At 65.0% G+C, this 23,723-nt stretch carries 22 protein-coding genes; 6 read left to right on the top strand and 16 right to left on the bottom strand.

Annotated elements, in window-relative coordinates:
* Positions 1-111: 111 nt before the first annotated feature.
* The 4 genes from guaD to AC1D1Y_RS05105 form a co-directional block, all read right to left on the bottom strand.
* Complete coding sequence (gene guaD / locus AC1D1Y_RS05120; RefSeq protein ID WP_477681403.1) at positions 112-1,401, bottom strand: guanine deaminase; 1,290 nt, start codon at positions 1,399-1,401, stop codon at positions 112-114.
* A gap of 114 nt (positions 1,402-1,515) precedes the next feature.
* The gene (locus AC1D1Y_RS05115; RefSeq protein WP_477653673.1) at positions 1,516-1,878 is read right to left on the bottom strand and encodes a 6-pyruvoyl trahydropterin synthase family protein; all 363 of its coding nucleotides are present in this window, start codon (positions 1,876-1,878) and stop codon (positions 1,516-1,518) included.
* A 23-nt stretch (positions 1,879-1,901) separates the two neighbouring features.
* Positions 1,902-2,537 (bottom strand): 7-carboxy-7-deazaguanine synthase, encoded by a 636-nt coding sequence (gene queE / locus AC1D1Y_RS05110; RefSeq protein WP_477681402.1) that lies wholly within the window; start codon positions 2,535-2,537, stop codon positions 1,902-1,904.
* Positions 2,538-2,793: 256 nt separating this feature from the next.
* Positions 2,794-3,678 (bottom strand): LysR substrate-binding domain-containing protein, encoded by an 885-nt coding sequence (locus AC1D1Y_RS05105; RefSeq protein WP_477681401.1) that lies wholly within the window; start codon positions 3,676-3,678, stop codon positions 2,794-2,796.
* Between the two features lie 106 nt (positions 3,679-3,784).
* On the opposite strand from AC1D1Y_RS05105, the gene AC1D1Y_RS05100 reads away from it, so the two are divergent.
* A complete protein-coding gene (locus AC1D1Y_RS05100; RefSeq protein WP_477681400.1) occupies positions 3,785-4,189 on the top strand; it encodes a tautomerase family protein in 405 nt (134 codons plus the stop codon).
* Positions 4,190-4,205: 16 nt separating this feature from the next.
* Here AC1D1Y_RS05100 and AC1D1Y_RS05095 read toward each other — a convergent pair whose 3' ends face one another.
* From AC1D1Y_RS05095 to AC1D1Y_RS05060, 8 genes are all read right to left on the bottom strand, one after another.
* Positions 4,206-5,498, bottom strand: a complete 1,293-nt coding sequence (locus tag AC1D1Y_RS05095; RefSeq protein ID WP_477681399.1) for a YbfB/YjiJ family MFS transporter — start codon at positions 5,496-5,498, stop codon at positions 4,206-4,208.
* 92 nt (positions 5,499-5,590) lie between these two features.
* Positions 5,591-6,634, bottom strand: coding sequence for an adenosine deaminase (locus tag AC1D1Y_RS05090; protein WP_477681398.1), 1,044 nt, complete (start codon positions 6,632-6,634; stop codon positions 5,591-5,593).
* 72 nt (positions 6,635-6,706) lie between these two features.
* A complete protein-coding gene (locus AC1D1Y_RS05085; protein WP_477681397.1) occupies positions 6,707-7,837 on the bottom strand; it encodes a BMP family ABC transporter substrate-binding protein in 1,131 nt (376 codons plus the stop codon).
* 273 nt (positions 7,838-8,110) lie between these two features.
* Positions 8,111-9,268 (bottom strand): BMP family ABC transporter substrate-binding protein, encoded by a 1,158-nt coding sequence (locus tag AC1D1Y_RS05080; RefSeq protein ID WP_477681396.1) that lies wholly within the window; start codon positions 9,266-9,268, stop codon positions 8,111-8,113.
* 98 nt (positions 9,269-9,366) lie between these two features.
* Positions 9,367-10,287: an ABC transporter permease gene (locus AC1D1Y_RS05075; protein WP_477681395.1), complete on the bottom strand. Its 921-nt coding sequence runs from the start codon at positions 10,285-10,287 to the stop codon at positions 9,367-9,369.
* Complete coding sequence (locus tag AC1D1Y_RS05070; RefSeq protein ID WP_477681394.1) at positions 10,287-11,399, bottom strand: ABC transporter permease; 1,113 nt, start codon at positions 11,397-11,399, stop codon at positions 10,287-10,289. The genes AC1D1Y_RS05075 and AC1D1Y_RS05070 overlap by 1 nt, the downstream gene beginning before the upstream one ends.
* Positions 11,386-12,945, bottom strand: a complete 1,560-nt coding sequence (locus tag AC1D1Y_RS05065) for an ABC transporter ATP-binding protein (RefSeq protein WP_477681393.1) — start codon at positions 12,943-12,945, stop codon at positions 11,386-11,388. The genes AC1D1Y_RS05070 and AC1D1Y_RS05065 overlap by 14 nt, the downstream gene beginning before the upstream one ends.
* Positions 12,946-13,030: 85 nt before the next feature.
* Positions 13,031-13,963 (bottom strand): LysR family transcriptional regulator, encoded by a 933-nt coding sequence (locus AC1D1Y_RS05060; RefSeq protein WP_477681392.1) that lies wholly within the window; start codon positions 13,961-13,963, stop codon positions 13,031-13,033.
* A gap of 69 nt (positions 13,964-14,032) precedes the next feature.
* On the opposite strand from AC1D1Y_RS05060, the gene AC1D1Y_RS05055 reads away from it, so the two are divergent.
* The 3 genes from AC1D1Y_RS05055 (at position 14,033) to AC1D1Y_RS05045 (ending at position 18,969) form a co-directional block, all read left to right on the top strand.
* Complete coding sequence (locus AC1D1Y_RS05055; protein ID WP_477681391.1) at positions 14,033-15,604, top strand: xanthine dehydrogenase small subunit; 1,572 nt, start codon at positions 14,033-14,035, stop codon at positions 15,602-15,604.
* A gap of 77 nt (positions 15,605-15,681) precedes the next feature.
* Positions 15,682-18,009, top strand: coding sequence for a xanthine dehydrogenase molybdopterin binding subunit (gene xdhB, locus AC1D1Y_RS05050; protein WP_477681506.1), 2,328 nt, complete (start codon positions 15,682-15,684; stop codon positions 18,007-18,009).
* 204 nt (positions 18,010-18,213) lie between these two features.
* Entirely contained in the window at positions 18,214-18,969 is a 756-nt protein-coding gene (locus AC1D1Y_RS05045) for an SDR family oxidoreductase (RefSeq protein WP_477681390.1), read from the top strand.
* A gap of 48 nt (positions 18,970-19,017) precedes the next feature.
* Here AC1D1Y_RS05045 and AC1D1Y_RS05040 read toward each other — a convergent pair whose 3' ends face one another.
* Both AC1D1Y_RS05040 and AC1D1Y_RS05035 read right to left on the bottom strand, forming a co-directional pair.
* On the bottom strand, positions 19,018-19,161 hold the full coding sequence (locus tag AC1D1Y_RS05040; protein ID WP_477681389.1) for a hypothetical protein: 144 nt from the start codon (positions 19,159-19,161) through the stop codon (positions 19,018-19,020).
* Positions 19,162-19,988: 827 nt separating this feature from the next.
* Positions 19,989-20,363, bottom strand: coding sequence for an antibiotic biosynthesis monooxygenase (locus tag AC1D1Y_RS05035; protein ID WP_477681388.1), 375 nt, complete (start codon positions 20,361-20,363; stop codon positions 19,989-19,991).
* A gap of 102 nt (positions 20,364-20,465) precedes the next feature.
* Between AC1D1Y_RS05035 and soxR the strand changes: the two genes are divergently transcribed.
* The gene (gene soxR / locus AC1D1Y_RS05030) at positions 20,466-20,945 is read left to right on the top strand and encodes a redox-sensitive transcriptional activator SoxR (RefSeq protein WP_477677817.1); all 480 of its coding nucleotides are present in this window, start codon (positions 20,466-20,468) and stop codon (positions 20,943-20,945) included.
* Between the two features lie 9 nt (positions 20,946-20,954).
* Here soxR and AC1D1Y_RS05025 read toward each other — a convergent pair whose 3' ends face one another.
* Positions 20,955-21,455 (bottom strand): ester cyclase, encoded by a 501-nt coding sequence (locus AC1D1Y_RS05025; protein ID WP_477681387.1) that lies wholly within the window; start codon positions 21,453-21,455, stop codon positions 20,955-20,957.
* Between the two features lie 143 nt (positions 21,456-21,598).
* On the opposite strand from AC1D1Y_RS05025, the gene AC1D1Y_RS05020 reads away from it, so the two are divergent.
* Positions 21,599-22,180 (top strand): TetR/AcrR family transcriptional regulator, encoded by a 582-nt coding sequence (locus tag AC1D1Y_RS05020; RefSeq protein ID WP_477681386.1) that lies wholly within the window; start codon positions 21,599-21,601, stop codon positions 22,178-22,180.
* A gap of 21 nt (positions 22,181-22,201) precedes the next feature.
* Here the strand turns inward: AC1D1Y_RS05020 and AC1D1Y_RS05015 are convergent, their stop codons facing one another.
* Positions 22,202-23,464, bottom strand: coding sequence for an Nramp family divalent metal transporter (locus AC1D1Y_RS05015; protein ID WP_477681385.1), 1,263 nt, complete (start codon positions 23,462-23,464; stop codon positions 22,202-22,204).
* Between the last annotated feature and the right edge of the window lie 259 nt (positions 23,465-23,723).

The raw sequence follows: 23,723 nt of genomic DNA, 5'->3' as shown, positions 1-23,723 counted from the left end.
TCTGGGAGAGGGTTAGGGTGAGGGCCAGCGGCGCAAGAAATGCCGCAGCCTCCTGCACAAGCCGCAGCCCTCACCCCTGCCCTCTCCCAGAGGGAGAGGGAGCAAGATGGTTCAGCCGCCGCCGGCCTGCGAAATCACCGTCCGCTCAATCACCCGGTCATCCCCCAGCACGATCAGCGCGAACAGCAACTCGCCCAGATTGGMCGCCAGCGCGGTCTTGCGCGCCAGCAGCGGCGTGGCCTGCGGGTTGAGCACCACGAAGTCGGCCTCGCAGCCCGGCTGCAGGTTGCCCACCACGCCCTCCAACCCCAGCGCGCGCGCCGCGCCCGCAGTGTGCTGCCACCACAGCTGCTGTGGCGTGAGTGACAGGCCGGGCTTGGTCTGCCCTTCGCGGCCCACGTAATAGGCCGCGAGCATGGTGTGGAAGGGGCTGAAGGAAGTGCCGCCGCCCACGTCGCTGGCCAGGCCGTAGGGGAAACCAATACGCTCGGCGCCTTCGTAGTCAAAAAATCCGCTGCCCAGGAAGAGGTTGCTGGTCGGGCTGACGGCGGCCGCCGTGCCGGTAGCGCGCATCAGTGCGCGGTCTTCGTCGTCGATGTGGATGCAATGGGCATAGACGGCGCGCGGGCGCAGCAGGCCGAACTGCTCATAGACGCCCAAATAGCTGCGCGCCTCGGGGTAGAGCTTGTGCACCCAGGCGATTTCGTCCTTGTTTTCGGCGACGTGGGATTGAATCCAGACGTCGGGGTATTTGGCGGCCAGCTCGCCGGCGCCGCGCAGCTGGGCTTCGCTGCAGCTGGGCACAAACCGCGGCGTGATGGCATAACCCAGCCGGTCCACGCCGTGCCAGCGCTGGATCAGGGCCTCGGTGTCGGCCAGGCTTTGCACGGTGTCGTCACGCACGCCCTCGGGCGAGTTCTGGTCCATCAGGCATTTGCCCGTCATCAGGCGCAGGCTGCGGTTTTGCGCTTCGGTGAACAGGGCATTGACGGATTCGGTGTGCGAGGTGGCAAAGGCCAGCGCGGTGGTGACGCCGTTGCGCAGCAGCTCGTCCAGGAAAAAAACAGCCGCCTCCGCGCTATGCGCGGCACCCGAAAAGCGGCTTTCTTCGGGAAAGGTGTAGTTCTCAAGCCAGGGCAACAGGCCGTCGGCCGGCGAGCCGATCACGTCCAGCTGCGGGTAGTGGATGTGCATGTCCACAAAACCCGGCGCGATGATGCGGCCCGGCAGGTGTTCGGTCTCCACCTCGGCAAAGCGCGATGCCAGCGCCAGGTAGCTGCCCACGGCCTGAACCACCTGGCGGCCCTGCGCATCGGGGCCCACCACGAGCAGGCCGTCGGCCTCGTAGGCGGCCTGGGCGGGGCCGGTGAAATACAGCAGGGCGGCGCGGTAGGCTTTCATGGGGGCTAGGTTACCGCAGCAGATGCGTGCCGCGATATGTAAAACGCGATAAGGTGTATCGGACGCCGATGGCCCTCACCCTAACCCTCTCCCAGGGGGAGAGGGAACAAGAGTTCAGCGGCTCACTCGGCAGCCGTCGCCCAGCGAAGCGCGCCAGACGCGCACCGAAGTCAAGCCCGGCAAACGCGCATCAAGCTTGCGGAAGATGAACTGGCAGAGGTTCTCAAGTGTGGGCGGGCCCAGGTCTTTCACGTCGTCGAGCAGATGATGGTCCAGCTCCTCGCGCAGCACGGCGATTTCACGCCGCACCAGGCCCAGGTCCATCACCATGCCGGTGGCCGCGTCGGGCTCGCCGGCGACAAACACCTCGGCGTTGTAGGTGTGGCCGTGCACACGTTTGCTGCTGTCGGCCTCAATGGCGCGCTTGAGCGTGTGGGCCGCGTCAAAGTAAAAAGTCTGGCTGATCTCGCAGCGCATGGGTTCTGGCGTGGGCAGCTTTTTCATCGGATGCCCGTGATCTTGTGGGTCTGCAGGCTGAGCCGCCAGGCCGGGCGCGCCATGCACAGCTGTATGCACGTTTCGGTGTTCTGCTGGCGCTGCGGGTTGTCCATGGGCTGCAGGTAGCGATGCGTGAAGTCGGCGGCCTCGAGCTCGGCCAGGTCAAAGCTTGGCTGCGGCCACACCACCTTGAGCTCCTGGCCCGCGCGCTGCACCCAGGGCGCGCCGGCCTTGGGGCTCACGCAAATCCAGTCAATGCCCTCAGGCGCGGCAATCGTGCCGTTGGTTTCAACCGCGATCTGGAAGCCGCGCGCATGCAGAGCCGCGATCAGTTCCGCATCGACCTGCAACAGCGGCTCGCCGCCGGTCATCACCACAAAACGGTGCGCGCTGTCGCCGGCCGGCCACTGCGCGGCAATGCGCTCGGCCAGCGCGTCGGCATCCCGAAACTTGCCGCCCAGCGTGCCGTCGGTCCCCACAAAGTCGGTGTCGCAGAACTGGCAGACGGCCGTCGCGCGGTCCTGCTCGCGGCCGGACCAGAGGTTGCAGCCGGCAAAGCGGCAAAACACCGCGGGCCGCCCGGCATTGGCGCCCTCGCCCTGCAGCGTGTAGAAAATTTCCTTGACCTGGTAGCTCATGGCGCGGCTTTCACGCGGCCACGGGCCATTGCAGACAGCAGCTGGTGCGAAACAGGAAGTTGAGCGGGAGAAATAAAACAGGCGCCCACACAAGCCGAAAGACCGGGGGTCGCGAGGTTTTTATACATGGTAGTCCTCTACATGGCCCCGGAGATAAGCGGATGCGGGCGCGCCGGGACAGCACGCCGAAGTGTCTGATTTTAACGGTTCAGGGCTGATGAAGGGTTTTCAGGGAATTTGCGGGCCGATTTCGGCCTCAAGGCACAGGCATCTCGCGCGCCTGCTTTTGCAGCCAGCCGCAAAAGCTGTCCAGCCGCGCATGCGGTCCGGCCCGGCGCAGGGCCACATATTGGTAGGCACTTTCCTCAAAGCCCAGCGGCGCCACCAGGCGGCCGGCCCGCAGGTCGTCCATCACCAGGTGCCAGGGTGCGATACAAACGCCCAGACCGCCCACCGCGGCCTCCAGCGTGAAGTAATAGTGCTCGAAGGCCGGGCCGCCCTGCCCGGGAAAGGTGGCGCCGCGTGCTTCGCACCAGGTCTGCCACGCGTCGGGCCGCGTGCGGGTGTGCAGCAACGGCAGGCCGGCCAGGTCCTGGGGCTGGCGCACATCCGCCCTGGCCGACAGGGCGGGCGCCATGACAGGCCCCAGGCGCTCGACAAACAGCGGCAGCAAGGTGGCCGAGGCTTGGGCGCCGCGTTCGGCGACCGTGATGGCGAGGTCGTAGCGGCCGCGGTCCAGGTCCGCCGCCTGTTCGGCCGCGCTGAGGCGGATCTCGGTCTCCGGATGCAGCGCGTTGAAACCGTACAGGCGCGGAATCAGCCATTTGACGGTGAAGGTGCTGAAGCAGGACACGTCCAGCGTTCCGGCCTCGCCGCTGCGTACCTCGCGCACGGCGGCTTCCATCTGGTCCAGCGCGGCGGAAAGCGCCGGCCGCAGCGAGGCGCCGGCGGCCGTCAGCTGCGGCTTGTTTTTGGCGCCTTCGAACAGTGGCACGCCCAGCGCCTGTTCGAGCTGCCGCACCTGCCGGCTGATGGCGCCGGGTGTGACCGAGAGCTCCTCGGCGGCGGCCGTCATGCGGCCCAGGCGGGCGGCGGCTTCGAAGGCACGCAAGGCATTCAGGGGTGGGAGGCGGCGCGTCATGATGTGAGTTTATGGCACATACAGCGTGCCAACAAATCGTTTGTCCAGATCACAACCACTTGGGAGAATTCGCACCAGCCGTTTACTTAAATTGAGGAAAAATCACATGCCTTTTATCCGCACCAGCGTCCACCAAAGCACCAGTACCGAACACCGGCAAGGCATCGTCGACGGCATCCACCAGGCCCTGGTTGAGAGCATTGGCATGCCGGAAGACGAGCTGTTCAACCTGGTGAGCGACTACGATGCGCGGCAGTTTTTCTTTAACCGGACCTTCAACGGCATGGCGCGCTCGGACAAACCGGTGGTCGTCGAGATCACCCTGCGGCGCGGACGCAGCGACGCGATGAAACGCGCGCTTTACGCGGCCATCGCGCGCAACCTGAAGGCCAATGCCGGTGTCGCGCCCGACGACGTTTTTATCTTCATGCACGAGAACGACTACTCGGACTGGTCGGTGGGCGGCGGCAAGTTCGCCATGGCGCTGGTGCAGCAGCCCGGCCCGGGCTGATAAGAAAACGCCTTCTTTATTTGCCGACGGCGGCATGGCCGGCCGGCAGCGCCGGCAGCACCGGGTAGGCCCTGGCCATCCACAGGTACATCACGGCGCCCACCAGCAGCGAAGCGGCGGCTATCTCCAGCGACAGCGTGAAACCCGCGCCCGCGTTGGGCGTGCGCTTGAGCAACACCGCGACCAGCGGCGGGCCGAGGATTTGCCCCACGCCGTAGGTGGCGGTCAGCAAGCCCATGAAACTCGCGGCCGTGGCGGACTTGAGGCGGCGCACTTCCTGCATCGCAAAAAAGGTGATGGCGGTGAAGGGCATGCCCAGCATCAGGCTGCCCAATGCAAAGCCCGCGAGGCTGGGGCTCCAGAGGCTGGCCGCAATGCCCAGGGCCTGCAGGAAGTAGCAGCCCGCCAGCAGCAGGCGGAAATCTTTGCCCGGCGGCATCCGCGTGGCCAGCAGCGCGCCCAGCATCACGCCCAGGCCGAAGATGGGCCAGAACATGTCCAGCCAGGCCGAGCCCGGCAGGGCCGCGCGCGCGATCACCGGCAAAAAGGTGGCGGTGATGATGTAGCCGAAACCGGCCAGGCCGTAGGCCAGCGTCAGCAGCGTCATCTCGGCATGGCCGTGGTGCTGGGGCGCCGCACCGGGCAAGGCGGCCGCGCGCGGCACCAGCGCGACCAGGCGCTCGTCGCCGCCGCGCAGGATGTGCCACACCAGGGCCGCCAGCACAAACGACAGCACGCCGAACAGCATCCATCCCGTGGCGGCTGTCCAGTGCCAGGCCACCATGCCGGTGGCGAACAGGCCGCTGACCACAATGCCGGCGCCCGGGCCGACGTAGATGATGCCGCCCATCGCGGGCACGCCGCGTTTGGCCAGCTGCGACAGGCACCAGCCCGAAGTAAACACAAACACCACCGCGCTGGTCACGCCTGCCGCGAAACGCAGCAGCGGCCACGCGGCGGGGAAGTGCCAGCCCATGCTCAGCGTGAGCACGCCGGTCGCGACCAGCCCGGCGCGGACCAGCGAGGAGTAGGCCAGCGAGGGCAGCCCCTTGAAGCGCGCCCACAGCCAGGGCTGCAATGTGCAGAGAATCGCGCCCAGCATGTAGCCGAAGTAGTTGGCGCTGGCCAGCCAGCTGGCCGTGGGCAGGTCGACCACGCCGTCGCTGAGCATCATGGGCAAGAGCGGCGTGAAGGCAAAGCGGCCTATGCCCATGGCGACGGCCAATGCCACCAGCCCGGCGAGGGCGATGGGCCAGGCGCCGTGCGGTGCGGGGGAAGACTCTTGATGCGGCTGCGATGTGGAGGCCATGCCCGGGGGTCCTTGCTTGCTTCAGGGTTCTACCCGGATCATACGTTTGGGTCGCCGCCGAGGCAGGCGCCGACGGAAATAACCCCGCGTGTTCAGCTGAAGCGCTCGAAGCTCTCGTTGAGGCGGTCCACATAACGCGCCTTGGCCGGGGCGTCGATAAAGCTGGCCTCGAAGCTGTTGCGCGCCAGCATGTAGGCGTGGCGGGCATCCATGCCGGTGGCCGCGAAAGTCTGCGTGAAATTCTCGTTCATGTAGCCGCCGAAGTAGGCCGGGTCGTCCGAGTTGACGGTGGCCGCCAGGCCGGCGTCCAGCAATTCGCGCAGGTTGTGGCTGGCCAGGTCGGGAAACACGCAGAGCTTGAGGTTGGACAGCGGGCACACCGTCAGCGCGATGCGGTCCTGGGCCAGGCGCTGCATCAGCAGCGGGTCGCGGCTGGAACGCACGCCGTGGTCCACGCGCTCGACCTTCAGCACGTCCAGCGCCGTCCAGACGTATTCGGGCGGGCCTTCTTCACCGGCATGGGCCACCAGGTGAAAGCCCAGCTCACGGCAGCGCGCGAACACGCGCGCGAACTTTTCGGGCGGGTTGCCGACCTCGCCCGAATCCAGGCCTATGCCGATGAACTTGTCGCGAAAAGGCAAGGCCTGCTCCAGCGTCTCAAACGCGTCCTCCTCGCTCAGGTGGCGCAGGAAACACAGGATCAGCGAGGCGCTGACGCCCAGCTCGGCCTGCGCATCCACGCAGGCGCGGTGCAGGCCGGTGATGACGGTTTCCATGCTCACGCCGCGCGCCGTGTGCGTCTGCGGGTCGAAAAACATCTCGGTGTGCACCACGTTGTCGGCGGCGGCCCTGCGCAGGTAGGCCTGCGCCATGTCGTAAAAGTCCTGCTCCGTGATCAGCACGCTGGCGCCGGCGTAGTAGATATCGAGAAAGCTCTGCAGGTTGGTGAAAGCGTAGGCGTTGCGCAGTTCTTCGACGCTGGCGTACGGAATCTGCACGCCATTGCGGCTGGCCAGCGCGAAGATCAATTCGGGCTCCAGCGAACCCTCGATGTGCATGTGCAGCTCGGCCTTGGGCATGCGCCCGAGCAGTTCGGGCAGGCGGTCCGCTGCGACGGGTTTGACGGAAAAAGTCATTGTTAGCTCCAAAAACAAAACGCTATCTGACGGCAACCAAAATATGCGGGCAGAAGGAAAGGGAACAGGACATCAGCGGCCGGGAAGCCTACCCTCGACGCCTTTGACATAAACCATCAAGCCGCCGATAAATGGGTCGCTCGCCACCACGTCCCTGGCCAGCAAGGTTTTGCCGGTGTTGTCGGTGATAGGGCCTTTCCAGATCGAAAAACTGCCGTCTTTGAGACCGGCCTTGACCTGGTCGACGCGTTTTTGGGTATCGGCGGGCACGTCAGCGGCGATGGAAACCAGATCCACAGCACCCTCTTTTGTACCGTTCCAGTATCCCCCCTTGCCAGTCCAGGTTCCGTTCATGGCTTGCCCTACAGCCTTCACGTAATACGGACCCCAGTTCACCACGGCGGAAGCCAGGTGAGCCTTATGGCCGAACGCCTTCATGTCCACCAGCCAACCGACCGCGCGCTTATCCATTTTTTCCGCCGTTTGCATCACGGCGAAAGAATCGGTCGTCTGGAAAAGAATGTCCGCGCCACCCCGGATCAATGCGGATGCCGCGGAGGCTTCCTGGATGGGATCGAACCAGACATTGACCCAGGAGACCCTGACGACGATGGCGGGGTTGGACGACTGCGCACCCAGCGTGAAGCTGTTGATATTTCGTACGGTGTCCGGGATGGGGATGGACCCCACCACGCCAAGCACCCCCGATTTGCTCATGCTGCCCGCCACAACGCCCGCCATATAAGAGGCTTCGTAAACCCGGCTGTCATAGACACGCATATTCCCCGTTGTCTTGTAGCCGGTAGCGTGTTCAAACTTCACGTCCCGGCTATCGTTGGCGACCTTGAGCATGGGTTCCATATAGCCGAACGTCGTGCCGAAGATGAGCTTGTTGCCCTGTCGTGCAAGATTCCGGATGACAGGCTCCGCATCGGAAGATTCAGGCACCTTCTGCGCAACGGTGATCGCCACCTTGCCGCCATAGGCCTGCTGCACCGCCTTGCGGCCGTTTTCGTGGGCGGAAGTCCAGGCCCCCTCCCCCGAATCGACATAAGCAAAGGCCAGTTTGAAGGGCTCAACGGGAGCTTCTGCTTTCAAAGGCTCATTCCGGGTCTGGGTCGCACAACCGGCAAGGCAGAGCAAAGCCGCCATGAGCAGCGCGGGCATGCTTCCCGCTGCTACGGGTTTGACGGAAAAAGTCATGTCAGCTCCCTAAACAAAAAAGCTGCCCGAAGGCAGCGTATGACCCCTTCCCCCGCTGGGGGAAGGTTGGGATGGGGGCGGCGTCCAAAGCATGCAACGTCGGCATTGCAATCGCCGCCAGCCCTGTCTTGCAGACCGCAGCCCAGGCAGAGCCTGGGCTTCTTCGCGCTGTCCGGATGCGCGCAGGCGCATCCAGAGCCGCAGCGCTCAGCCCCTGCCCTCTCCCAGAGGGAGAGGGAGAAATACTCCGCGCTCCCGGGGAAAGGCACTTCATCAGTTGCCTGGAACCTTGCCTTCAACACCCTTGACGTAGGTCTTCAGGCCGCCCAGGAATTTGTCGTCGGCCACCACGTCCTTGGCCAGCAGTTCCTTGCCGGTGTTGTCGGTGATCGGGCCCTTCCAGATCGAAAAGCTGCCGTCCTTCAGGCCGGCCTTCACTTCTTCGACGCGCTTCTTGGTGTCGTCGGGCACGTCGGCGGCGATGGACACGATGTCGATCGCGCCTTCCTTGACGCCCCACCAGGAGGCGGTGTTGCCTTTCCATTTGCCTTCCAGCGCCTCACCCACGGCCTTGACGTAGTACGGGCCCCAGTTGATCACGGCCGAGGCCAGGTGGGCCTTGGGGCCGTAGGCGGTCATGTCGGAGTCCCAGCCGAAGGCGCGCTTGCCCATTTTTTCGGCGGTCTGCAGCACGGCGGAGGAGTCGGTGTTCTGGAACAGCACGTCGGCGCCGCCGTTGATCAGGGCGGTGGCGGCTTCGGTTTCCTTGGGCGGGTTGAACCAYTCGTTSACCCACACCACCTTGGTCTTGAYCTTGGGGTTGACCGACTGCGCGCCCAGTGTGAAGCTGTTGATGTTGCGCACCACCTCTGGAATCGGCACCGAGCCGACCACGCCCAATGTGCCGGTCTTGCTCATCTTGCCGGCGATCACGCCGGCCATGTAGGCGCCTTCGTAGGTGCGGCTGTCATAGGTGCGCATGTTGTCGGCCTGCTTGTAGCCGGTGGCGTGCTCGAACTTCACGTCCTTGGTGTCGCCTGCGACCTTGAGCATGGGTTCCATGTAGCCGAAGGTGGTGCCGAAAATCAGCTTGTTGCCCTGGGCCGCCATGTCGCGGATCACGCGTTCGGCGTCGGCCGACTCGGGCACTTTTTCAACAAAACTCGTGATGACCTTGTCGCCGTAGGCCTGCTGCACCGCCTTGCGGCCGTTGTCGTGCGCATAGGTCCAGCCGCCGTCACCCACCGGGCCGACATAGGCAAAGGCGATCTTCAGGGGTTCGGCCTTGGCGGCGGGTGCCGAAGCGGCTGGTGCGGTGGCGGAAGCTGCCGGGGCGGCCTCTTCCTTTTTGCCGCAGCCCGCCAGGGCCGCCGCAGCCACCGCGGACAGGGCCGCCAGCTTGAGCAGGGAACGTTTTTGCAGGTCAGTCATGTCATCTCGCTTTCGTGGAAGGAAGGTGAAGAAAGTCAAAAGCTAAAAAGGCGCGTCGAAAAAAAAGCAATTATGCGGCGGAAACTCAGAACAGGATCTCATGCGCCGGGGTAAAACGGCTTGCCGATGGAACTGGGCATGTTGACGCGAATCCACAGCGGGTTACGCGAGATCAGCACCAGCACCACGATGGTGGCCAGGTAGGGCAGCATGCTCAAAAACTGCGTGGGCACGTTCACGCCCAGGCTTTGCAGGTGGAACTGCAGCATGGTCACGCCGCCGAACAGGTAGGCACCAAGCAACACCCGTGCCGGGCGCCAGGTGGCGAAGGTGGTGAGCGCCAGCGCGATCCAGCCCTTGCCGGCGATCATGCCCTCGACCCACAGCGGCGTGTAAGCCACCGACACATAGGCGCCGGCCAGGCCGCACAGCGCGCCGCCGGCCACCACGGCCGCCAGCCGTATGCGCCGCACCGGGTAGCCCAGCGCATGCGCCGATTCAGGGCTTTCACCGACCGAGCGCAGCACCAGGCCGGCGCGCGTGCGGTACAAAAACCAGACGAGCCCGGCCGTCAGCGCCATCGCGATATAGACCATGGGGTGCTGGCGGAACAGCGCCGGGCCCAGCAACGGGACGTCGGCCAGGAAGGGAATCGGGTAGTGCGCCTGCTCGGGCAGTTTTTCCTGCACGTACTTGATGCCGGCAAAGGCCGAAAAGCCCGCACCGAACAGGCTCAGCGCCAGGCCGGTCGCGTACTGGTTGGTGTTGAGCCAGATCACCAGCACGCCGAAGATCGCCGCAAGGAAAGCCCCGGCCGCCATGCCGGCCGCAAAGCCCAGCCAGCTGTTGCCGGTGTGCACCACCGTGGCAAAGCCGGCGATCGCGGCGCACAGCATCATGCCCTCGGCGCCCAGGTTGACGATGCCGGCTTTTTCATTGATCAGCAGGCCCAGGGCCGCGATGGCCAGCACGGTGCCGGCGCTCAGCGTCGCGGCGATCAGCAGCGCGGTCGAATCCATCACGCGCCTCCTTTCAGGACTTCGGCAGACGGCGGCGTGGCCACCGGCATGGTGATGGGTTTGGCCAGTTTCAGGCGGTAGGCGATCAGGGTGTCGCAGGCCAGCAGGCTGAACAGCAACAGGCCCTGGAACACGCCGGTGATGGACTTGGGCAGGCCCAGGCGCGACTGCGCGAGTTCGCCGCCAATGTAGAACATGCTCATCAGGAGGGCCGAGAACACCACGCCCACCGGGTGCAGCCGCCCGACAAAGGCCACGATGATGGCGGCAAAACCATAACCCGCCGGCACATAGGGCGTGAGCTGGCCTATGGGGCCGGCGACTTCCAGCGCACCGGCCAGGCCCGCCGCACCGCCGGATGTGAGCAGCGCCAGCCACAGCGCGCGGCGCGACGAGAAGCCGGCGTAACGCGCGGCGGCCGGCGCCAGGCCGCTGACCTCATGCCGGAAGCCCGCATAGGTGCGGAACAAAAACAGCCACAGCCCGGCCACGCCCAGCAGCGCGAGGATGATGCCGATGTTCACGCGCGAACCCTGCATAAGCCGCGGGATCTGCGTCACAGCCTCGAAGGTCTTGGTCTGCGGGAAGTTGTAGCCGTTCGGGTCTTTCCAGGGGCCGAAGACCAGGAAGTTGAGCACCATGTCGGCCACGTAGACCAGCATCAGGCTGACCAGGATTTCATTGGCGTTGAAGCGGTCGCGCAGCAAGGCCGTCACGCCGGCCCAGGCCATGCCGCCCAGGATGCCGGCCAGCAGCACCGCGGGAATGATCCAGGGGCCGGTGGTTTTCTCCGCCAGCAGCGCGATGCCGCCGGCCGCAACCGCACCCATGACGAACTGGCCTTCGGCGCCTATGTTCCAGACATTGGAGCGAAAGCACACGGCCAGCCCCAGCGCGATGATGAGCAGCGGCGTGGCCTTGACCAGCAGCTCGCCGATGGCATACGGCGACTTGATGGGCTCCCAGAAAAATACCTGCAGGCCCTTGACCGGGTCCTTACCCAGCGCCACAAATAGCGCCACACCTATCAGCACCGTGATCAGCAAGGCCAGCAGGGGCGAGGCGTAGCTCCAGAAGGAGGACGGCTGGGGGCGGACTTCAAGCTGCGGCATGCGAGGCCTCCGTCTGCATCCACAGGCCGCTCATCCACTGGCCCACGCGTTCCACCGTGGCCTCGGCGCGCGGCAGCGAGGGCGAGAGCTGGCCCTTGGCCATCACATAGAGCCGGTCGCAGATGTCGAACAGTTCTTCCAGCTCCTCGCTGACCACCAGCACGGCGCAGCCGGCGTCGCGCAGCTTGAGCAGTTCGCCGCGTAYCTGTGTGGCCGCGCCCACGTCCACGCCCCAGGTCGGCTGCGAGACGATGAGCAGCGCGGGTTTCGCATCGATCTCGCGGCCCATGATGAATTTCTGCAGGTTGCCGCCCGACAGCGACTTGGCCACCGCCTGCGGCCCGCCCGACTTGACCTTGTAGGCGGCGATGATGCGCTCGGCCTGCGCCTGCAGTGCGCTGCCATTCAGCCAGCCGTTGCCGGCGACGGACTCCTTGCGCGTCAGCAGCAGGTTGCGCGCCAGCGAGAGCGAGGGCACGGCGCCGCGGCCCAGGCGCTCCTCAGGCACACAATGCAGCCCCAGCGCGCGCCGCCTGCCCGGCCCCAGCTTGCCCACGGGCTGGCCCTTGACCACGATCGCATCGCCGGCGGCGCGGGTGTCTTCGCCCGAGAGCGCGTAGAGCAACTCCTTCTGGCCGTTGCCCGAGACACCGGCAATGCCGACCACCTCGCCGGCGCGCACCTGCAGGGCCACCTGGTGCAGGTCGACGCCGAACTGTTCTTCCCGGGGCAAATCGAGTTGCCTGACGTCCAGCACCACGGCGCCGGCGTGCAGCTCGCGGTGTTCCAGCGCGGGCGGCTCGGCGCCAATCATGAGGCGGCTCAGCGAGGCGTTGGATTCCTGCCGCGGGTCGCATTCGCCCGACACCTTTCCGCCGCGCAGCACCGTGCAGGCGGTGCACAGCGCGCGGATTTCATGCAGCTTGTGGCTGATGTACAAAATGCTGCAGCCCTGCGCGGCCAGCTGGCGCAGGGTGACAAACAGGTTTTCGACCGCCTGCGGCGTCAGCACCGAGGTCGGTTCGTCCAGGATCAGCAGCCGGGGATGCGTGAGCAGCGCGCGCACGATCTCCACGCGCTGGCGTTCGCCCACGCTGAGCGTGTGCACCGGCCGCGTCGGGTCCAGCTGCAGGCCGTAGGCTTGTGTGGTCTCGCTGATGCGTTTGGAGACCTCCGCCAGGCTCAGGTGTTTATCCAGCCCCAGCCAGACGTTTTCAGCCACCGTGAGCGTGTCGAACAGGCTGAAATGCTGGAACACCATGCTGATGCCCAGCGCGCGCGCCTCGTGCGGGTTGCGCACCGTCACCGGCTGGCCGTCCATTTCCACGGTGCCGGCGTCGGGCCTGACGGCGCCGTAGATGATTTTCATCAGGGTGGACTTTCCCGCCCCGTTCTCGCCGAGCACGGCGTGGATTTCGCCCGGCCGCACGGCCAGCGAGACATGGCTGTTGGCCACCACGCCGGGATAACTTTTGCTGATGCCCTCAAGCCGCAGGCGCGGGGGCGGCCCGGCAGGGCTGTCGGTCTGGGGCGGTGTTGCGGTCATTGTCTCGTGGTGTCCCGTTTTTCGTCTTTTATCTTCTGGTCTTCTATTGTCTTATGGCTCGCATCGCCGGCCCGGCTGGTGACAGCTATTCCTTGCGCAGCATGGACGCCACCGACTTGACCCGGTCGCGCAGCCATTTGGCGGCGTTGGAGGCATGCGTGCGTTCATGCCAGAGCTGGTAATACATCATGCGGGGGAAGGCGATCGGGCTGGGCAGTATTGTGACCGGCAGGATGCCGGCAAAACGTTCGCAATACTGGCGGCCGGTGGTCATCACCAGCAAGCTTGATGCCACCATGGACGGCATCAGGCCGAAATGCGGGCAGCGCACCGTGATGTTGCGCGACAGGCCCAGCGTGTCCAGGTGTTCGTCGATCACGCCCTTGGCGCCCGGGTGCAGGGCCGAGGGCGCGATGTGCTCGGCTTCCAGCCAGCTCGCGCTGTCCCAGCCGCGGCGCACCGCCGGGTGATCCTTGGCCACCAGGCAGACCACCTCGTCGCCGAACAGGCGCGCCATGTGCAGGTCGTCGGGCGGCGCGGCCCAGTTGCCGATCACGATGTCGGCCTGGCCCTGGGCCAGCTGCGCGCGGTAATCGGAATCGGCCGACAGCGGCTGGATCTCGATGCGGCAGCGCGGCGCCTGCGCCTTCACCTGCGCGACCAGCTGCGGCAGGAACAGGGGGTCGAGGTAGTCGCTGGCCGCCAGGCGAAAGGTGGTGTCGGCCGTGGCCGGGTCAAAGCCCCGGGCATCGCTGAACAGCATGCCGGCCGCGCGCAGGATGCTGGCCGAGGGCTCAATCATGCGCAGCCCCGCGTCGGTGGGCACCATGCCCGCGCCCGAGCGCACCAGGATGGGGTCGCCGGCCAGCGCGCGCAGGCGCTTGAGCGCCGCGCTGACGGCGGGCTGGTACATACCCAGGCGGATGGCGGCGCGTGATACGCTGCGTTCAGTAAGCACGGTGTTCAAGACCCTGATGAGATGGAGGTCTATCTTGTCGAAAAGCGCCTGGTCTTTCATACCCTTTCACCCATGCGCTTGATATGGGCTTTGATATGCCGGGCACGGCGCGAGTGTTTAACCTGAAGCATGGCTGTCCCACTTTTTTCCAGACCTATCCGCTTCATCCGGCGGGGCGAGGTTGTTTCCGTCAGCAATGTACCACCCAGCCGCACCCTGCTGGAGCTGCTGCGCGAGGACCTGGCCTGCACCGGCACCAAGGAAGGCTGCGGCGAGGGTGACTGCGGCGCCTGCACCGTGGTCCTGGGCGAGGCGGACGGCGGGCAGGTACGCTACCGTGCCATCAACAGCTGCATACGGCTGGCGCATTCGATTGACGGCATGGCCTTATGGACAGTTGAGGATATTGCGGCGCAAGACGGCGCTTTGCACCCCGCACAACAGGCCATGGTCGACAAGCATGGCTCCCAGTGCGGCTTCTGCACCCCCGGGTTCGTCATGAGCCTGTTCGGCATGTACCAGAACCACGTGTGCCAGGGCCAGCCCATCACGCGTGAGCTGGCGCAAGAGGAACTCTCAGGCAACCTTTGCCGCTGCACCGGCTACCGGCCCATCCTGGACGCCGCGCAGGCCATGGCGGCGTTGCCGCCTGTCAAGGTCGATGAAAGCGCCCTGCTGCACCAGCTCAAATCTGTCCGCACTGAGCCGGGAGTCACCGAAGCCGAGTACCTGGCTCCGCGCACGCTGGCCGGCCTGCTGCGGGCCCGCGCCGACCAGCCCGAAGCCCAACTGGTGGCCGGCTGCACCGACGTGGGCCTGTGGGTCACAAAGATGCACAGGGAATTCGGCCAGGTGCTGGACGTCACCCAGGTCGAAGAACTGCGGCGCGTGGAGCACTACCCGCATCACATCGCCATAGGCGCGGCCGTGACCCTGGCCGATGCTTATGCCGCGCTGGTGAAAGACCGGCCGCAACTGCACAACTTCGCGGCGCGTTTTGCCGGCCTGCCGGTGCGCAACTCGGGCACGCTGGGCGGCAACGTTGCCAACGGCTCGCCGATTGGCGATTCCATGCCGCTGCTGATCGCGCTAGGTGCGAATGTGGTGCTCATAAGTGTGCGCGGGCACCGCGAGATGCCGCTGGAGAAGCTCTATACCGGCTATCGCACGAATGTGATGGCGGCGGATGAGGTGCTGGCTTGGGTGAAGGTGCCCAGGCCGGTTGGCCCCCATCCCAACCTTCCCCCAGCGGGGGAAGGAGCAAACAGCCGAAAGAGGGAAAGCGGTATGGCTCCCTCGCCCCTCTGGGGAGAGGGCTGGGGTGAGGGGCCGGAACGGCTACGGGTCTACAAAATCTCCAAGCGCTATGACGACGACATCTCCGCGGTCTGCCTGGCCATCAACCTGCAAATTGAAGACGGCAAGGTCATCACCGCCTCGATAGGCGCGGGCGGCGTGGCCGCCACGCCGGTGCGCGCCATCCAGACTGAAGCAGCGCTGACAGGCCAGCCCTGGACCCAGGCCACCGTCCGCCAGGCCATGGCCACCTTGCGCGCCGAGTTCTCGCCGATTTCCGACATGCGGGCCTCGGCCACCTACCGCAGCGAGGTGCTGGGCAACCTGCTGCAGCGCTACTGGCTTGAAAGCCAGGGCCTGCAACAGATCAACTTGGCGTCCTTCCGGCTGGAGGAGGCGGCATGAACGCCAAGGACATTCCCGTCAGCCGCGACGCCGTGGCCGACCCGGAACTGCGCACGGCCAATGCCAGGGCCGACAGCATGCCGCCCGCCGACCCGGCCGAAAAACGTTCGCTGGCCCGCCAGCCCGCCGCCACGCGCGCGGCCGGCCGCTCCACGCCGCATGAAAGCGCGCGCGCGCAGGTGGCCGGCGCCGCGACCTATGTCGATGACATTCCCGAACTGCGGGGTACGCTGCATGCGGCGCCTATTCTGTCCACGGTGGCGCATGGAAAGCTGTTGGGCGTTGACACCGCCGCCGCCCTGACCATGCCCGGCGTGCGCGACGTGATCCTCGCGCGCGACATCCCGGGCGACCCGGTGCTAGGCAATTTTTCGCATGACGAGCCGGTGTTCGCGCAGGACACGGTGCAGCACATAGGCCAGGTCATCGGCGTGGTGGTGGCGGACACCGTAATGCAGGCACGCCGCGCCGCACGCAAGGTGGTGTGCAATATCGAGCCCCTGCCCGCGCTGCTCAAGGTGCAGGACGCGCTCAAGGCCGAAAACTACGTGCTGCCGCCGGTCTTCGTCAAACGCGGCGATGCCACAGCAGCACTCAAGAAAGCGGCCCACACACTGCACGGCACACTGGAAGTCGGTGGCCAGGAGCATTTCTACCTTGAAGGCCAGGTCGCCTACGTCGTGCCGCAAGAGCAACAACAGTGGCTGGTCTATTCCAGCACCCAGCACCCGGGTGAGATCCAGCACTGGGTCTCCCACGCGCTGGGCATCGCCAACCATGCGGTGCGCGTCGAATGCCGGCGCATGGGCGGCGGCTTTGGCGGCAAGGAGACACAGTCGGGCCAGATGGCCGTCTGGGCCGCGATTGCCGCGCACAAGCTGCATTGCCCCGTCAAGCTGCGGATGGACCGCGACGACGACTTTCTGGTCACCGGCAAGCGGCATCCTTTCGCCTACGAATACGACGTGGGTTTTGACGGCACGGGGCGCCTCACCGGCCTCAAGCTGACCATGGCAGTCAACTGCGGCTTTAGCGCAGACCTCTCGGGCCCGGTGGCCGACCGCGCGGTCTTCCACGCCGACAACGCCTATTTCCTTGAGGACGTGGAGATTGCGTCCTACCGCTGCAAGACCAACACCCAGAGCAATACCGCTTTCCGCGGTTTCGGCGGGCCACAAGGCATGATCGTGATCGAGGCCATCATGGGCGACATCGCGCGCACCCTGGGCCTGGACCCGCTGGACGTGCGCAGGCGCAACCTCTACGGCATCGGCGAGCGCGACCTGACGCACTACCAGATGAAGGTCGAGGACAACATCCTCGAACCGCTGCTGGCCAAGCTGGAACAGTCATCCCAATACCGTCAGCGGCGTGCATCCATCGCCGCCTGGAACAAAACCAGCCCCGTCATCCAGCGCGGCATCGCGATCACGCCCGTCAAGTTCGGCATTTCGTTTACCGCCACGCTGTTCAACCAGGCCGGCGCGCTGGTGCATGTCTACACCGACGGCAGCGTGCAGGTGAACCACGGCGGCACCGAGATGGGCCAGGGCCTGAACACCAAGGTCGCGCARATCGTGGCSGACGAACTCGGCGTGCCGCTGGCCCAGGTGCTGGCCACCGCCAGCGACACCAGCAAGGTCCCGAATGCTTCGGCCACGGCCGCCTCGGCCGGCACCGACCTCAATGCGCGCGCCGCGCAGTACGCGGCCCGCAACGTACGCGACAACCTCGCGCAGTTCGTGGCCGGCCTGGACCGCTGCGGCGCGGGCGCCGTGCAGTTTGAAGGCGGCGAGGTCATCACGCCGGCAGGCGCGCGGCCTTTCACCGAAGTCGTGAAGCTGGCTTATGCCAACCGCATCCAGCTGTGGAGCGACGGCTTTTACCGCACGCCCAAAATCCATTACGACAAAGCCACGCTGACCGGCCGGCCGTTTTATTACTTCGCCTACGGCGCCGCCTGCACCGAAGTYGCCATCGACACGCTGACCGGCGAAAGCCGCGTACTCAAGGTCGACATCCTGCATGACGTGGGCACCAGCATCAACCCGGCCATAGACATAGGCCAGATCGAAGGCGGCTTTGTGCAAGGCATGGGCTGGCTCACGACCGAGCAACTGGTGTGGAATGACAAGGGCCTCTTGAGCACGCACGCGCCCAGCACCTACAAGATCCCGGCGACCGGCGACGTGCCTGAACACTTCAAGATAGCCCTATGGCCCGAACCGAATCGCGAAGACAACGTCTTCGGCAGCAAGGCCGTGGGCGAGCCGCCGCTGATGCTGGCGATCAGCGTGTATGAGGCCTTGCGGGATGCGATTGCTTCGGCGCGCCCGGAACGGACTGTGGTGCTGGAAGCGCCGGCCACGCCTGAGCACGTACTGCGGGCGCTAACCCTCCCCTAGCCGGGATTTCTTGCTCCCTCTTCCAGAGGGATACATCGCCATTGTTGGCCCACCCGCAACAGTGAATTCAAAAACCGTGCCCTTATGAAGCCGCGGCCCGGCCCCAGTTGCCATGCACGGCAAGCCGGCCGTGCTTCTTTCTTTTGAAGGCGTGCCGGTGCCGAGTGGACCTACCCAACCATCCTTGAAAGCATAGAGAACGGCATGAGCACACCTTTGAATACCCAAATCGCCTTTATCACCGGCGGCAACCGCGGCCTGGGCTTTGAAACCGCCCGGCAACTTGGCAAACTCGGCATCCTGCCGGTGATCGGCGTGCGCAGCGAACAGGCGGGCATGGATGCCGTGGCCAAATTGAAGGCCGATGGCGTGATGGCCGAGTCCATCGTGTTTGACGCGACCAAGCCGGCCGACCGCGCCAGGGCTGCGGACTTTTTCCAGGCACGGGCCGGCCGGCTGGACATCCTGGTGAACAACGCGGGCGTTTTCCTGGAAGGCGAACCCGGCGTGAGCCATCCTTACACCGCGTCGACCCTGCCCGAGAAAGTGCTGCGCGACACCATGGAGACGAACTTCTTCGCCCCGGTGGCGCTGACGCAGGCGCTGCTGCCGCTGCTGAAAAAAGCGCCGGCCGGCCGTATCGTCAACCTGGCCAGCATCCTGGGTTCGCTGACCCTGCATTCCGACCCGGCGTCGCCGATCTATGAAATGAAGTCGACGGCCTACGACACCTCGAAGACGGCGCTGAACTCGTATACCGTGCAGCTGGCCTATGAGCTCAAGGACAGCAGCGTGAAAGTCAACTCGGCCCACCCCGGTTGGGTGCACACGGAAATGGGCGGCCCTTCAGCACCCATGAATGTGGAAGACGGCGCCAAGACCAGCGTGCGCCTGGCCACCTTGCCGGCGGAAGGCCCCAGCGGCGGCTTCTTCCATATGGGTGACGCCCTGCCCTGGTAAGCCGTGGGCCTGCGAAACAAAGCGACCCTCGGGTCGCTTTGTTTTGCGTCAGGGGACGGCAAGGTCCGGCGTCATGTCCAGAAAGCCCTTGAGCGTCTGCGACGTGTTGTCGACATGCCAGGCCAGCCCCAGTACTGCATTGCGCTGGGCACCACCTTCACCGCCGTAGGGTGGACGTGGGCCTGCTGGCACGAGCTACCACGCAGCTGCGGCAGCGTTTCGGCAGCAAGGCCGTGGGCGAGCCGCCGCTGATGCTGGCGATCAGCGTATATGAGGCGTTACGGGATGCGGTGGGGCTGCAAAGCCAGGGGATCAACTTGTGGTGATGGATGCGCCGGCTACGGCGGAGAATGTGCTGAGGGCCGTCGGCTATGGTGATTCGCCAAAATTATTGACGTAAGCTCATGCCCCTGGACAGATCAACATCAGGCCGTGCAAGGGAGCAACGCATGTGGCGATCCGCTTTATTGATATTCGTTCTGAGATTCACTATTTCAGGCGCGGAGGCGCAAGGCTCTCCCTCCCTCTGCTGGGTTCGTAGCACCTCGCTGTCCGACACAGGCGAAGCAGTTGTGAAATTCGATCCGGCTGCCCGTGGGTTTATGGGCATCACGTCTCCCGGCGCCCTAAAGCCGGATACGACCTTCTCTCTGGTACCCGAAAGCAGCAGCAAGAACGGGAGCGACTCTACGGTGCGCATTCCAAAAAACAAGGAGGCCTGGTTGCGCCAAGGCCACGAAGGCTGTGAGTTTCGATGGGCCCAGGAAGGCGGTAGCTCAGGCATACGCATCAGTGCAACCAGCTCCTACGTCCCTCAAGGAGCCGTACCAACGACTGCGCACGCATTTGTTCCTTTCTCGAAAAGATGACTGTGCCTGGATTCATCGCGCGTCGTTGCCAACACTTCACGGGGCGACAGGCGGGTCAGCGCTTCGCTCAGGCGTGGTTAAGCACAGCGGTAGCCTGCGTCCCCGCAACTGAAGCGGCGTTTGAGCGCCTGCTCCGAGAGAGACGGAAAATCAAGCCTCGCGGTACATCCCCGAATCCCCGCGCACGCCCAGCTTCTTCCTGAAGGCCTGGATGTCAAAGCCCTCGTTGGCGAGCTGCTGTTGCATGACAACCTGGGCGGCGGCCACCGCATCGGCATTGGCCCATTCGACCACCGTCACCACATCGAACTCGCTGCTGTCGCCGGTCTGGGTCAGCACGTGCTTCTGCAGGCAGCCCGGCAGCTCGCCCAGCATGCGCTGGACGTGGTGGATTCTCTCGACAAACGCGGAGATCGACTGCGAGGGCACCACGAACTTGTCGATGCGAAATACGGAAGTCGGAGTGGAAGTGGAAGTGGAAGTGGAAGTGGAAGTGGAAGTGGGGGCTGAAGATTCATTGGGCATGAGACAACTCCTTTGAAATGGTAGGCCGGATTGGCTTGCGAAACCCCGAGTCTGGAACCTCAAGTAAAGTTGAGGTCAAGCACTATTTTCAAAAGGATTCCCATGGGCACGGAACTGGAACAGGCCGGCATCTTCCCCACACTTTCGGTCGGCGACATGGCGCGCCGCAGCGGCGTGGCGGTTTCTACGCTGCATTTCTATGAAACCAAGGGCTTGATCAGCAGCACCCGCACCGAGGGCAACCAGCGCCGCTACGCGCGCGAGATGCTGCGGCGCGTGGCTTTTGTGCGCGTCGCGCAGCGCGTAGGCATCGCACTGGCCGACATCGAAGCCGCCCTGGCGACCCTGCCCGCGAAAGCCGCGCCCAGCCGCGCCGACTGGGAACGCCTGTCGGCCGCCTGGCGCGCCGACCTCGACGAACGCATGGCGCAGCTCAAGAAACTCCGCGACACGCTGGACGACTGCATAGGCTGCGGCTGCCTGTCGATCGACAAGTGCCGGCTGCGCAATCCCTATGACAAGCTGGGCGACAAGGGTGCAGGGCCGCAGCGCTTGTGGGTCATGCGCCGGGATGGCGCCTAGGGTCCGGGATCACTTGGCCCGCAACTGGCCCAGGGCCAGCAGCCAGTTCTCCATGTGCCAGGTCCGGGCGATTTTGCCGCCCTCAACGGTCTGGATGTCGATGGCCGAGATCTTGAAGCTCTTGCCGCCGTAGGGTACGCCAAAGAAGTCGCCGAAGGGCGTGCCGCTCACTTCGCCGCGCACGATCACCCGGTTTCCGGACACCAGCACCTCCTTGATGTCGAACTTCATGTCGGGGATGGTTTTGGCAAAGTTGGCGATGGTCTTGATCGACTGTTCGCGTCCCCAGCAGCCACCGGGCACATCTTCCGGGCCCCAGCAGGTCTTGTAGTCCGGCAACACAACTTTGTCGTGCTGCGCCCCCACATCGCCCTGGAAAGGCTGGTTGAACATCGCATACCAGGGCGCGATGGCGGCCCGGGCCTGCGCTTCAGTCAGCGCTTGGGCCGGGGCGGCGAATGCGGCGGCGGAAGTCATGGTCGCGAAGGCGAGGCGAAGAAAGGTTTTCATGGTAATGCCGGGTTTGGTTGTTGGGAGTACAGGAGGGCGTGGAGGAAAGCCTTTGTCATTCTGAATGACGATCATCATCCACATCAGGAATGATGACGGTCATAATCCAGACTGTCAAGTCACCGATGTGAGGTTTTTTCCGAATGGGCCATTCCAAGGCAAACAAGGCCGAGAGCCGCGACCGCGTGGTACGCACGGCCGCCGCGCGCTTTCGCGAGTCAGGCATCGACGGCATCGGAGTCGCCGATCTCATGAAGGAGGCGGGCCTGACGCACGGCGGGTTCTACCGCCACTTCGCCTCGCGCGACGAACTCGTGGCCGAGGCGGTGGAGCGCGCATTGCTGGACGGCGGCCGCGCCGTCCAGGCCGTGGAGAACCTTCAACAGCCGCCGGCGGCCGTTCTGGCCCTGCTGGTCGACGGCTACCTGAGCGCCGCGCACCGCGACAGCCTGGCCACCAGTTGCGCCGTCACCACCCTGGCGGGCGACGTGGCCCGCAGCAATGAGCGGGCGCGCAGCGCCTATACGCAACAGGTCGGCAGCTATCTGGCGCTGCTGACCAAGCTTATCGCCGGTGAAAAGCAGAAGTCCAAACGCATGAAGGCCATCGCAGCCCTGTCCACGCTGGTGGGTGCGGTCTCCATGGCGCGCGCGGTGAACGACGAAAAGCTCTCGCGGGAAATCCTCAAGTCGGCGGCCGACGCGCTGAAAGCTCAGTTCGAGTGATGTTCCTGCACGGGCCGCGCCCTATATGAGCGAGCGAAACAAGTCCAGCAACATCATCAGCACCGCAAACCCCATCACCACCACCCCACCCCAGCCGAACCAGGTGGTCTTGAAACCCGAGGTGAAATTGCCCATCACCGACTTGCGGCCGGCCAGCAGCATCAGGCCGGCCATGATGGGCACGGCCACCACGCCGTTGATCACCGCGCTCCAATAGAGCGCCTTCATCGGGTCAATGCTGGTGAAGTCCATGCCGGTGCCGACCACGGTGGCGATGACGATGATGGCGTAAAAGCGCTTGGCCTCGTACCAGTGGCGCTCCAGGCCCTCGGGCCAGCCGAAGGCTTCGGCCACTGCGTAGGCGGCCGACGAAGCCAGCACCGGCACGGCCAGCAGGCCGGTGGCGATGATGCCGCCGGCGAACAGCGCGAAGGCAAAGTCGCCGGCCAGCGGCCGCAGCGCCTGCGCCGCCTGCGCGGCCGAGGTCACATCGTGGATGCCGGCCGCATACAGGACCGCGCCGCCCAGCACCATGATGAAGAAGGCAATGGTGTTGGAGAAAAACATGCCGATGTAGGTGTCGCGCTTGACGCGGCGCAGGTCGCGGCGGATTTTCTTTTCGGCGCCCAGCACGCCGCCCTTCAAGCGCAGCTCTTCCACTTCCTGCGAGGCCTGCCAGAAAAACAGGTAGGGCGAGATCGTGGTGCCCAGCAGCGCGACGATCATCATCCAGTAGCCCGAGGTCCACTGCAGCTTGGGAACAACCAGGTCGTGCAGCACCTGGGCCCATTGCACCTGCACCAGGAACACGGCGATCACGTAGGCAAACAGGAACAGGGTCAGCCACTTGAGGATGGGCGCCAGCTTGCGGTAGGGCACAAAGACCTGCAGCAGCACGGTGATGATGCCGAAGGCCACCGCATGGAAATGATTGCCGCCGCCCACGGCCAGCTGCAGGGCCTCGCCCATGGCGGCGATGTCGGCCGCGATGTTGATGGTGTTGGCCACCACCAGCAGAAACACCATGCTCATCAAAAAGGCGCGCGGCGTGTGCTCGCGTAGGTTGGCCGCCACGCCCTTGCCGGTCACGCGCCCGATACGGGCGCTGACCAACTGGATGGCGATCATGAAGGGCAAGGACAGAAACACCGTCCAGAGCAGCCCGGTGCCGAACTGCGCCCCTGCCTGCGTGTAGGTGGCGATGCCGGAAGGGTCGTCATCGGCGGCGCCGGTGACAACGCCCGGGCCGACATGGCGCAGGAAGGAGGGGATGCGGTTCAACATGCGCGCGAGGCTAGCATGGCTTGATGATGTCAAACTTAAATCGTACAAAAATACCAGGCGGGCTTCCATTCCCGCGCCGGCAGACGCTAAAAGCTACAAAATTCATAGCAAGGCACGCATTCCAGGCTCGTGGGCTGGCCCGCGAGAGGCCAAAGGCGTAGGATGAACGCTCCACTGCAGGCGTCCACCGCTCGCGGCGACCCAGAAGGCCAGAGGAAGCTTCGCGCCAGCGGGAACTTCCCTTCAATACCGGAGGAGT

Source organism: Polaromonas sp. P1_G1, assembly GCF_056405595.1.
The sequence above is the reverse complement of the archived record's forward strand: the minus strand, read 5'-3'. Positions and strand labels throughout refer to the sequence as shown.

What these genes read in the sequence shown, in the direction of transcription:
- AC1D1Y_RS05055 (WP_477681391.1), top strand. Translation starts at nt 14,033, where the DNA reads ATGGCTGTCCCACTTTTTTCCAGACCTATCCGCTTCATCCGGCGGGGC.
- AC1D1Y_RS05015 (WP_477681385.1), bottom strand. Translation starts at nt 23,464, where the DNA reads ATGTTGAACCGCATCCCCTCCTTCCTGCGCCATGTCGGCCCGGGCGTT.
- AC1D1Y_RS05075 (WP_477681395.1), bottom strand. Translation starts at nt 10,287, where the DNA reads ATGGATTCGACCGCGCTGCTGATCGCCGCGACGCTGAGCGCCGGCACC.
- AC1D1Y_RS05035 (WP_477681388.1), bottom strand. Translation starts at nt 20,363, where the DNA reads ATGCCCAATGAATCTTCAGCCCCCACTTCCACTTCCACTTCCACTTCC.
- AC1D1Y_RS05115 (WP_477653673.1), bottom strand. Translation starts at nt 1,878, where the DNA reads ATGCGCTGCGAGATCAGCCAGACTTTTTACTTTGACGCGGCCCACACG.
- AC1D1Y_RS05095 (WP_477681399.1), bottom strand. Translation starts at nt 5,498, where the DNA reads ATGGCCTCCACATCGCAGCCGCATCAAGAGTCTTCCCCCGCACCGCAC.
- AC1D1Y_RS05060 (WP_477681392.1), bottom strand. Translation starts at nt 13,963, where the DNA reads ATGAAAGACCAGGCGCTTTTCGACAAGATAGACCTCCATCTCATCAGG.
- AC1D1Y_RS05100 (WP_477681400.1), top strand. Translation starts at nt 3,785, where the DNA reads ATGCCTTTTATCCGCACCAGCGTCCACCAAAGCACCAGTACCGAACAC.
- AC1D1Y_RS05090 (WP_477681398.1), bottom strand. Translation starts at nt 6,634, where the DNA reads ATGACTTTTTCCGTCAAACCCGTCGCAGCGGACCGCCTGCCCGAACTG.
- soxR (WP_477677817.1), top strand. Translation starts at nt 20,466, where the DNA reads ATGGGCACGGAACTGGAACAGGCCGGCATCTTCCCCACACTTTCGGTC.
- AC1D1Y_RS05070 (WP_477681394.1), bottom strand. Translation starts at nt 11,399, where the DNA reads ATGCCGCAGCTTGAAGTCCGCCCCCAGCCGTCCTCCTTCTGGAGCTAC.
- AC1D1Y_RS05045 (WP_477681390.1), top strand. Translation starts at nt 18,214, where the DNA reads ATGAGCACACCTTTGAATACCCAAATCGCCTTTATCACCGGCGGCAAC.
- queE (WP_477681402.1), bottom strand. Translation starts at nt 2,537, where the DNA reads ATGAGCTACCAGGTCAAGGAAATTTTCTACACGCTGCAGGGCGAGGGC.
- AC1D1Y_RS05105 (WP_477681401.1), bottom strand. Translation starts at nt 3,678, where the DNA reads ATGACGCGCCGCCTCCCACCCCTGAATGCCTTGCGTGCCTTCGAAGCC.
- AC1D1Y_RS05020 (WP_477681386.1), top strand. Translation starts at nt 21,599, where the DNA reads ATGGGCCATTCCAAGGCAAACAAGGCCGAGAGCCGCGACCGCGTGGTA.
- AC1D1Y_RS05025 (WP_477681387.1), bottom strand. Translation starts at nt 21,455, where the DNA reads ATGAAAACCTTTCTTCGCCTCGCCTTCGCGACCATGACTTCCGCCGCC.
- AC1D1Y_RS05085 (WP_477681397.1), bottom strand. Translation starts at nt 7,837, where the DNA reads ATGACTTTTTCCGTCAAACCCGTAGCAGCGGGAAGCATGCCCGCGCTG.